The sequence below is a fragment of the Micromonospora sp. NPDC023644 genome, from assembly GCF_040640115.1.
Classification (GTDB): Bacteria; Actinomycetota; Actinomycetes; order Mycobacteriales; family Micromonosporaceae; genus Micromonospora.
This window is the reverse complement of record NZ_JBFABA010000094.1, coordinates 1-11,031: the sequence shown is the minus strand read 5'-3', so window position 1 is coordinate 11,031 and position 11,031 is coordinate 1. Positions and strand designations below refer to the sequence as shown.

The following is an 11,031-nucleotide window of genomic DNA, read 5'->3' as shown; positions in this document are numbered from 1 at the left end:
TCGAACCCGGCCGCAGCCTCCAAGAACTCCAACAACGCATCCTCGAACACGACGCCAAAATCCAGATCCCCGCACTAACCCACTGACCCACCCCGACGCCAACCACGATCACCTCCACGATTACCCGAGCGTGGACCGCCTGCGGGCAACATCAGGGGCGCGCGCGGTCCGCGACGCCTGGCGCATCGGAGGCCGACGGCAATTCCTGCTCTGCGACCACAGCGAGGACGACATGGCGAACAAGTGCCCGGCGCACGGGCATCAGATGCTGATGGACGACGACTACTTCGCGAGCCCGTACGCGGCCTACGAGCTCTATGCGTCACTGCATGAGAAGGGCACCGTCCACCGGACCTGCCTCGACGACCACGGTCCCGTGTGGCTGGTGACCGGCCACGCCGAGGTCTATTCCGCACTGCGCGACAGGCGCCTCGCGCGGCCTCGCGAGTACAGCAACGGGGACTTCACCAGCACGCGCTTCCCGGAGGGCGAGGCGACCGGCACGATCGTCACCCTCGACCCGCCGGAGCACACGCGGCTCAAGAAGATGATCAACTTCACCTTCCTGCCCCGCAACCTGGAGACGTTCCGGCCCCGGGTGCACCAGCTGGTCGAGGCCCGGCTCGACGCGATCGAGGCGGCGGGCGGCGGCGACCTGGTCGAGGACTACGCGGCAATCCTGCCGATCACCATCGTCTGCGACGTGCTCGGCATCCGCGAGGAGTACCGCAAGGACCTGAAGCACTGGGCGGACCTGGTGTTCAGCGGCGACAACGAGACCAACGCGATGGTCCGCACGAAGATGTCGCACTTCATGAACATGGTCCGGGAGGAGAAGACGAAGGAGCCCGGCGAGGACCTCTTCTCGTACTGGATCCACGCCAAGAACGCCGACGGCGAGCCCGAACTCAACGTCTACCAGGTGATGGCCCTGGCCCTGCTGACGATGCTGGGCGGCTACGACACCACCGCGGGCATGATCGGCCGGGGCGCGCTGGCGCTGCTGGACAATCCGGAGACGCTGGAGCGGCTCCGCAAGGACCCGGACCTGTTCGACGTGGCCGTCGAGGAGCTGCTGCGCAAGCACGGCTCCGTGCACCACGGCTTCCGCCGCTTCGCCACCGAGGACCTGGAGATCGACGGCACGAAGATCGCCAAGGGCGAGACGGTGCTCCTGCACCTGACCGCGGCCAACAACGACCCGAAGCGGTTCCCCGATCCTGAGGTCCTCGACATCGACCGCGAGGACAAGGGGCACGTGGCGTTCGGCGGCGGCCCGCACTTCTGCTCGGGCTCCGAGCTGGCCCGGATGGAGACCACCATCGCGCTGCGTCAGCTCTTCACCCGTTTCCCGAACATCAAGCTAGCCGCGCCCCGGGAGTCGCTGAAGGTCCGGCGTAGCCCGCTGGTGCCCGCCCTGGTGTCCCTCCCGGTCACGGTCTGAGCGCTTCCCCACCCCGGCCCGCATCGCAACTCCTGTCCGACAAGAGGTTGTTGAACCATGCCGCGTACCGATCTGCTCCAGCCCCTGCCCGAACTGCTCCGGACCAACGCCGAACGGTCCGGCAACCGGATCGCGTACGCCGATCCACGGCGGAGCGTGACCCACGCGGAGTTGGCGGTACGCACGGCGCGCCTCGCCGGCCACCTCGCCGATCTCGGCGTGTGGCCGGCGGACCGGGTCGTCGTCCTGCTCGACGGCGTCGCGGCAGTGGAGGGCGTCCTCGCCGTCGTCCGCGCCGGCGGGATCGCCGTGCCGCTGGACCCGGCCGTGGACGACGCCGAGCTGGCCCGGCTGGTCGAGCACGCGGGCGCCGACGCGGTCATCACCGACGCGGCCAACGCGGCGCGGGTGTCGGTGTCGGTCCTCGTGGTCGACGGCGCAGACGACGGCGGGGCGCACTCGTTCGAGGAGCTGGCGACGACCGAACCGTCGTCGCCGCCCCAGGACGACGCGGGCCTCGACGACCTGGCGTTCCTCACCTACACGGCGGGGACGACCGGTCCCCGCAAGGGCGTGCTGTCCACGCAGCGCAACGCGCTGTGGCCCGCCGCCGCGGCGGCGTACGTGGCCGGGCTCGGGTGCGCCGAGGACGACCGGGTGCTGTGGATGCTGCCCGTGCACGCCTGGTTCGGGCAGCTCCTCGCCGCCACCGCGGCGGGGGCGTCGGTCCGGCTCGCGGGCGGCCTGTCCCCGGACGAGCTGCGGGCCGCGCTCGCCGCGCAGGGCAGCACCGTGCTGGTGGGCACCGGCGCCACGCACCGGGCCCTGCTGGACGCGCCGGGCCCGGACGCGCAGGGGGTACGGATCGCGCTGGCCGTCGGCCCGGTGGACGCCGCGCTGCGCCGGCCCTTCGAGGCCGCGTTCGCCGCGCCGCTGCTGACCGGCTACGTGACCACCGAGACGTCCGGCCTGATCGCGGTGAGCTGGCCGAACGGCGACGCGGAACGGCGCTGCCTGCCCCTGCCGGGGCTGAGCGTGCGGGTGGTCGACCCCGGATCGGGCGCCGACCTGGGCCCCGGCCAGGAGGGCGAGGTCTGGGTCAGCGGCCCGAACGTGATGGCCGGCGGCTACCACGACCTCGCCGCCGAGACGGCCGAGGCGCTGCGCGGAGGCTGGTACCGCACCGGCGACCTGGCCCGCCGGGACGACTCCGGGCACCTCACGATCACCGGCCGGCTGGCCGACGTGGCCGAGGTCGGCGGCGAGCGGGTGCGGCTGGACCGAACCGACACCGTGCTGCGGAGCGTGCCCGGGGTGCGCGACGCGGCGACCCGGGCCTCCTCCGACGGACCGGTCGCGTACGTGGTCGGCTCCGACGTGGACGCCGACCGCCTGCTGGCGGCGTGCCGTGCCGAGCTGCCCGCCGCGGCCGTGCCGGTCGAGACGTACCTGGTGCGGGAGATCCCGCGCACCGCCCTCGGCGGTCCCGCGCGCCACCGGCTCGCCGAGCTGCCCGCCCGCCTGCTCTGCGTGGCCGGACCGCAATACGACGCGCTGCACGCGCTCCGCTGGGAGCCGGCCGCCGCGCACGCGCGGGACGCCGGCCCGGACGCCTCCGCCCCGCTCACCTGGTCGGTGGCGGGCCCGCCCGAGCTCACCACGGGGCTCGCCGGCGACGGGCCCGCCGTCGACAGCTACGCCGACCCCGCCGCGCTGTCCGAGCTGTTGGCCCGGGCGCTCGACGAGGACCGGCCGGCGGACTCCCGCCTGGTCGTGCTGACCCGCGGCGCCGTCCACGGCGACGACGCGGCGGACCCCCGGCAGGCCGTCGCCTGGTCGGTGGCGCGGGCCCACCAGCTCCGCCGCCCCGGCCGGCTCGTGCTGGTGGACGCCGACGAGGTCACCGCGGACCTGCTGGGCGCCGCCGTGGCCGCCGGCGAGGACATGCTGGCCGTACGCGCGGGCGAGCTGCTCGTGCCCCGGTACGCGGCCGTCCCCGCCCGGCCCGGCGACGCGCCGCTGCGGGGCACGGTCGCGCTCGTCGCCCGCTCGTACGACGCGACGCTGGCCCGCCACCTCGCGGCGGCCCACGACGTACGCGACCTGGTCCTGGTGGGGCCGGACGACGTTCCCGCCGGCGCGCCGGCCGAGCTGGCGGCCCTCGGCGCCGGGACGACCGTGCAGCCGGGCGTGCCGTTCGACCGGGCGGCGCTGGCGGCCGTGCTCGCCGACCTGCCGGTCACCACCGTCGTGGCGGTGGACCTCACCGCCGAGGAGCTGCTGGCGCTGCACGAGGCGACGCCCGGGCACGCCGGCACCGCGCTCGTGCTGCTCTCCGGCGACCGGGACGCCGCCGTCGCCGACGCGCTGGTGCGGCACCGCCGCGCCCGCGACCTGCCCGGCGTCTCCGTGGCGTGGAGCGCGCCCGGCTTCGCCGAACTGCCCGTGGCGCGACGTGCCGCCCTGCTCGACGCCGCGCTGGCGGCGGGCGAGCCCTGCGTGGTCGCCGCGCGTCCCGTGGTGGCCGCCGAGGTCGACCCCGAGGGCACCCGGGCCGCCCTCACCGAGCGGCTGCTGGTGCTGCCGGAGGCCGACCGGCTCGGCCTGCTGCGCGACGTCGTGCGGGCCGCCACCGTCGAGGTCCTGCGGGACCAGGCGCCCGCGACGATCGAGGTCGAGACGCCGTTCCGCCAGCTCGGCTTCGACTCGCTCACCGCCGTGCAGCTGCGGGGCCGGCTCTGCGAAGCGACCGGCCTGAACCTGCCGGCGAGCCTGGTCTTCGACTACCCGACCCCCGACATCGTCGCCAGCCACCTGCTCGACGCCCTGGGCCTGGGCGCGGCCGAGGCGGAACCGGCCGCCGTCGAGGCCCACGACGACACCGAGCCCATCGCGATCGTCGGCATGGCCTGCCGCTACCCCGGCGGCGTCGCCTCCCCGGACGACCTCTGGCGGGTGGTCGAGGGGGGCGTGGACGCGATCGGCGAGTTCCCCACCAACCGCGGCTGGGACCTCGCCGCGCTGTTCGCGGGTGACGGGCCGGGCACGTGCAGCGCGACCGCCGGCGGCTTCCTGTACGACGCGGACGAGTTCGACGCGGAGTTCTTCGGCATCAGCCCCCGCGAGGCGCTGGCGATGGACCCGCAGCAGCGGGTGCTGATGGAGACCGCGTGGGAGGCGCTGGAGCACGCCGGCATCCCGCCGGCCTCGCTGCGCGGCAGCGACACCGCCGTCTTCACGGGCCTGCACGTGCAGGACTACGGCCGGCTCGGGCACAGCGAGGACGACGGCGTCGACGGCTTCCTCATCACCGGCACCCACGGCAGCGTCGCGTCCGGCCGGATCGCGTACGCCCTGGGCCTGGAGGGCCAGGCGATGACCGTGGACACGGCCTGCTCGGCGTCGCTGGTCGCCCTGCACCTGGCCGTACGCGCGCTGCGCTCCGGCGAGTGCGCGATGGCGCTGGCGGGCGGGGTGACCGTGATGTCCGGCACGGACACGTTCACCGAGTTCTCCCGGCAGAACGGCCTCTCCCCCGACGGGCGGTGCAAGGCGTTCTCCGACGACGCCGACGGCACCGGCTGGGGCGAGGGCGCCGGCGTGCTGGTGGTCGAGCGGCTCTCCGACGCCCGGCGCAACGGCCACCGGGTGCTGGCCGTCGTCCGCGGCTCCGCCGTGAACCAGGACGGCGCCTCCAACGGCCTCACCGCCCCGAACGGGCCGTCCCAGCAGCGGGTGATCCGGGCGGCCCTGGCCAACGCCGGCCTGACGCCCGACCAGGTGGACGCCGTCGAGGCCCACGGCACCGGCACCACCCTCGGCGACCCCATCGAGGCCCAGGCCATCCTCGCCACCTACGGCCAGGACCGCGAACGACCGCTCTGGCTGGGCTCGCTGAAGACGAACATCGGCCACACGCAGGCCGCCGCCGGCGTCGGCGGCGTGATCAAGATGGTCCTCGCCCTGCGCCACGGGCTGCTGCCGCGCACCCTGCACGTCTCGGAGCCGAGCCGCAAGGTGGACTGGTCGGCCGGGGCGGTGTCGCTGCTGACCGAGCCGGTCGCGTGGCCCGCCGGCGACCGTCCGCGCCGGGCCGCCGTCTCGTCGTTCGGCATGAGCGGGACGAACGCGCACGTGATCATCGAGGAACCGCCCGCCGATCCGGAGGCCGCCGCCACACCGGACGCCACCGCCCCGGACGCCACCGCCACCCCGGCCGCCGCGCCGCCGGTGCTGCCGTGGCTGTTGTCGGCCCGCTCCGAGCCGGCCCTGCGGGAGCAGGCCCGCCGGCTGCACGACCACCTCGCCGACCGGCCCGAGCTGTCGGTCGCCGACGTCGGTCGGTCCCTGGTCACCACCCGGGTGACCTTCGGCCACCGGGCCGCCGTCACCGGCGCCACCCGGCAGGACATGCTCGACGGCCTCGCCGCCCTCGCCGCCGGCGGGAGTGCGCCCGACGTGCTGACCGGCACCGCCGGCTCCGGCGGGCTGGCGTTCCTGTTCACCGGTACGGGCGCCCAGTACCTCGGGATGGGCGCCGAACTCGCCGCCGCGTACCCCGTCTTCGCGAGCGCCTTCGACGAGGCCTGCGCCGAGCTGGACCGGCACCTGGACCGGCCGGTACGCGAGATCATCCGCAGCGACGACCTGCACCGGTTCGCGTACACGCAGCCGGCCCTGTTCGCCTTCGAGGTCGCCCTGCACCGGCTCGTCGAGTCGTGGGGCATCCGCCCCGACTTCGTGGCGGGGCACTCACTCGGCGAGCTCTCCGCCGCGTACGTCGCCGGCGTCTGGTCACTCGCCGACGCCGCGAAGCTCGTCGCCGCCCGCGCCACGCTCATGGCGGCCCTGCCGCTGGGCGGCGCGATGGTCGCGGTGCAGGCCACCGAGGAGCAGGTCACCGCGTACCTCGGCGACCAGGTCGGCATCGCCGCCATCAACACCCCCACCGACCTGGTCATCTCCGGCGACGAGGCCGCGACCCTCGCCGCCGCCGAGCAGCTCGCCGCGCTGGGGCACAAGACCAAGCGGCTGCCGATCCCGCTGGGCGCCCACTCGCACCTGATGGACCCGATGCTCGACGACTACCGCGCCGTCGCCGAGTCCATCACCCACCACGAACCCCGCATCGGGCTGATCTCCACCGTCGACGGACGACCGCTGCGCTCCACCCCGGAGCACTGGGTCAACCAGGTCCGCCGGGCCGTCCGCTTCCGCGACGCCGTCCGGAACCTCACCACCGACCACCACGTCGACACCTTCCTGGAGATCGGCCCGGACACCGTCCTCGCCACCACCACGGGCGACGCCACCGGCATCGCCACCATGCGCCGGGGACAACCGGAGACCCACACCCTCGCCAGGGCCGTCGGGCACCTCTTCACCACCGGCACCGCCCCCGACGCCGACGCCTACTTCCCCGCCGCGCGGCCCGTCGAGCTGCCGACGTACCCGTTCCAGCGCAGGTCGTACTGGCTGCGGCCCGCCGGCGGGGGCGACGTGGGCGCGGCCGGCCTCACCGCCGCGCGCCACCCGCTGCTCGGCGCGGTGCTGGGCGTCGTCGACACCGACCGGCTCGTGCTCACCGGGCGGCTCTCCCTGCGCGAGCAACCCTGGCTGGTCGACCATGCCGTCCTCGACACGGTCCTGCTGCCCGGCACCGCGTTCCTCGAGCTGGCCGCGCACGCCGCCGAGCACACCGGCAGCGGCACGATCGAGGAACTCACCCTCCAGGCCCCGCTGACGATGACCGAACAGCAGCGGGTCAACATCCAGGTATGGGTCGGCCGACCCGACGAGCAGGGCCGCCGCGAGTTCGGCGTGTACTCCCAGCCGGCCGGGCACACGCCGGGCGCGGAGTGGACGTGCCACGCCTCGGGCACGCTGGCCGACGCACCCGCGCCGGCCCCGGTGGCGCAGGAGTGGCCGCCGCCCGGCGCGGAGCCCGTCGACGTCGGCGACTTCTACGGCTGGCTGCTGGCGCGCGGCTTCTGCTACGGCCCCGCCTTCCAGGGCGTCCAGGAGGTGTGGCGGCGCGGCGACGAACTGTTCGCCCGGGCCACCCTGCGCGCCGAGGACGAGCCGGCCGCCGTGCGCTACGGCGTACACCCAGCGCTGCTCGACGCCGCCATGCACCCGCTCGTGCTGCACGTCGCCGGCGGGGAACAGGCCGGCCGGGCGTGGCTGCCCTTCTCCTGGCGCGGGGTGCGACTGCACCGCCGGGGGGCCTCGGCGCTGCGGGTCCGGCTGACCCCGGCCGGCGAGAACACCCTGCGGGTGAGCACCACCGACGACGACGGCAACCCGGTGCTGAGCGCCGACGCGGTCGTGGTCCGCCCGGTCACGACGAACGGACTGGCCGGCGCGAGCGGCCCCACCGCCGCGCTGTACCGCACGGACTGGGTGCCCGTGAGCGCCCCGACCGGCACCGGCACGCCCGACGTCGAGGTGTTCCGCGTCGAGGCGGGCGACACCGCCGACGCCGTACGGCGGTCCCTGTACGACACGCTGGCGACGGTCCAGCGGGCGGCCGCCGGCACCGCGCGGCTGGCCGTGGTCACCCGGGGCGGCGACCTCGCGGGCGCCGCCGCGTGGGGCCTGGTCCGCTCCGCCCAGACCGAGCACCCGGACCGCTTCGTCCTCGTCGAGACCGACGGCACCGACAAGTCCGAGCGCGCCCTCGCCGCCGCGCTCGCCACCGGGGAGCCGCAGCTCGCCATCCGCGACGGGGCGCTGACCGTGCCGCGGCTCGCGCGGCACGCCTCCGCCGCCGCCGAGCGCCGGCTGTTCGACCCGGCCGGCACGGTCCTGATCACCGGCGGCACCGGTACGCTCGGCGCCGCGCTCGCCCGCCACCTGGTCACCCGGCACGGCGCGGCACACCTGCTCCTCGTCTCGCGGCGCGGCGCAGACGCGCCCGGCGCCGCCGAGCTGGCCGAGGAGCTGGCCGCCCTCGGCGCCACCACGGTCGACGTCGTCGCGTGCGACACCGCCGACCGCGAGGCGCTGGCCGCGCTGCTCGCCGGGCTCTCCCGGCCGCTGGCGGGCGTGGTCCACACCGCGGGCGTGCTCGACGACGGCATCCTGGAGTCGCTCACGCCCGAACGCGTCGACGCCGTCCTGCGGCCCAAGGTCGACGCCGCGCTCCACCTGCACGAGCTGGCCGGCGACGTGGAGCTGTTCGTGCTCTACTCCTCCGTCGCGAGCGTCATCGGCACCGCCGGGCAGGCGAACTACGCGGCGGCGAACGCCTTCCTCGACGGCCTGGCCGCACAGCGACGGGCCGAGGGCCGGGCGGGGCTCTCGCTGTCCTGGGGCCTGTGGTCGCAGGAGAGCGAGATGACCAGCCAGCTCGGCGAGGCCGACCTGGCCCGGATCGCGCGCGGCGGTCTGCTCGCGCACAGCGTCGAGGAGGGGCTCGCGCTGTTCGACGCCGCGTGCCGCTCCGACGAGGCGCACCTGACGCCCGTCACCATCGACGTCGCCGCGGTACGCGCCGCGCCGAACGCCGCGCCCCCGCTGCACGGCCTGGCCAGGGTGCCGCGGCGGCGGCAGGCCGCGACCCGCCCGGGCGCCACCGCGCTGGCCCGCGAGCTGGCCGGCCGCAGCGAACAGGAGCAGCGCGCACTGCTGCTCGACATCGTGCGTACGCAGGTCGCGACCGTGCTCGCCCAGCCGGACGTGGACGCCGTCTCCGTGGCCGAGCCGTTCCGTCAGCTCGGCTTCGACTCGCTGATGGCCGTCGAGTTGCGCAACCGGCTCAACACCGCGACGGGCCTGCGCCTGCCCGCGACGTTGACCTTCGACTACCCCACCCCGGAGGTCCTCGTCGAGTACCTGCGGGGCGAGTTGGGCGGCCGGGAGGAGGAGCCGCGACCCGCCGCCGCGACGGTCGCCGCCCGACCCACCGACGAGCCCATCGCGATCGTCGGCATGGCCTGCCGCTACCCCGGCGGCGTCACCTCGCCGGACGAGCTGTGGCAGCTGCTGATCGACGGCCGCGAGGGGATCACCGGCTTCCCGACCGACCGCGGCTGGCAGCTGGACACCCTGTTCGACCCCGACCCGGACACCCCCGGCACCAGCTACGTCGACCAGGGCGGCTTCCTGCTCGACGCGGCCGGGTTCGACGCGGAGTTCTTCGGCATCAGCCCCCGCGAGGCGCTGGCGATGGACCCGCAGCAGCGGATCTTCCTGGAAACCTGCTCGGCGGCGCTGGAGAACGCCGGCCTGCGGCCGGACGCGCTGCGCGGCTCACCCACCGGCGTCTTCGCCGGCCTCATGACGCACGACTACGCCGCCGGGGCGAGCGCGGTGCCCGACGGTGTCGAGGGGTTCTGGGGCACCGGCACCGCCGGCAGCGTCGCCTCCGGCCGGGTGGCGTACACGTTCGGGCTGGAGGGGCCGGCGGTCACCGTCGACACCGCCTGCTCGTCGTCGCTGGTCGCCCTGCACCTCGCCGTGCAGGCGCTGCGCTCCGGCGAGTGCTCCCTGGCGCTGACCGGCGGCGTGACCGTCATGTCCACGCCCAGCCTCTACGTCGAGTTCTCCAGGCAGCGGGGGCTGTCGCCGGACGGCCGCTGCAAGTCGTTCGCCGCCGCCGCCGACGGCACCGGCTGGGCGGAGGGCGTCGGCGTACTCGTGGTCGAGCGGCTCTCCGACGCCCGACGCAACGGCCACCGGGTGCTCGCGGTGGTGCGCGGCTCGGCGGTGAACCAGGACGGCGCCTCCAACGGGTTGACCGCCCCCAACGGGCCCTCCCAGCAGCGGGTGATCCGCGCCGCGCTCGCCAACGCCGGCCTGACCGCCGACCAGGTCGACGCCGTCGAGGCCCACGGCACCGGCACCACCCTCGGCGACCCCATCGAGGCCCAGGCCATCCTCGCCACCTACGGCCAGGACCGCGAACAGCCGCTCTGGCTGGGCTCCCTCAAGTCCAACATCGGCCACGCCCAGGCCGCCGCCGGCGTCGGCGGCGTCATCAAGATGGTCCTCGCCCTGCGCCACGGGCTGCTGCCACGCACCCTGCACGTCGACGAGCCGTCCCCGAAGATCGACTGGTCGGCGGGCTCGGTCGCGCTGCTGACCGAGGCGGCCGAGTGGCAGCCGAACGGCCACCCGCGCCGCGCGGGGGTGTCCTCGTTCGGCGTCAGCGGCACGAACGCGCACGTGATCATCGAGGAGCCGCCCGCCGCCGCCCCGGAGGCCACCGCCGGCAGCACGCCGCCGCCGGTGGTGCCGTGGCTGTTGTCGGCCCGCTCCGAGCAGGCCCTGCGCGACCAGGCCCGCCGCCTGCACGACCACCTCACCGCCCACCCCGACCTGGCGGTCGCCGACGTCGGCCGCTCCCTGGCGGGCCGGGTCTCCTTCACGCAGCGGGCCGCCGTCGCCGGGGCCGACCGGCGGGAACTCCTCGACGGCCTCGCCGCGCTGGCCGCCGGCGGCAGCGCCGCCAACCTGGTCACCGGCACCCCGGACACCGGCGGCCTGGCGTTCCTGTTCACGGGTCAGGGGGCGCAGCGGGTGGGCATGGGCGCCGAACTCGCCGCCGCGTACCCCGTCTTCGCCGCCGCGTTCGACGAGGTGTG

2 protein-coding genes are annotated in these 11,031 nt (G+C 75.5%); both read left to right on the top strand.

Annotation, left to right across the window (positions count from 1 at the left end; all coding sequences use genetic code 11):
- The first annotated feature begins 130 nt into the window (after nucleotides 1–130).
- The gene (locus AB0G08_RS29570) at nucleotides 131–1,444 is read left to right on the top strand and encodes a cytochrome P450 (protein WP_358094088.1); all 1,314 of its coding nucleotides are present in this window, start codon (nucleotides 131–133) and stop codon (nucleotides 1,442–1,444) included.
- 57 nt (nucleotides 1,445–1,501) lie between these two features.
- A partial coding sequence (locus AB0G08_RS29565; RefSeq protein WP_358094085.1) for an SDR family NAD(P)-dependent oxidoreductase occupies nucleotides 1,502–11,031 on the top strand: 9,530 nt, incomplete at its 3' end.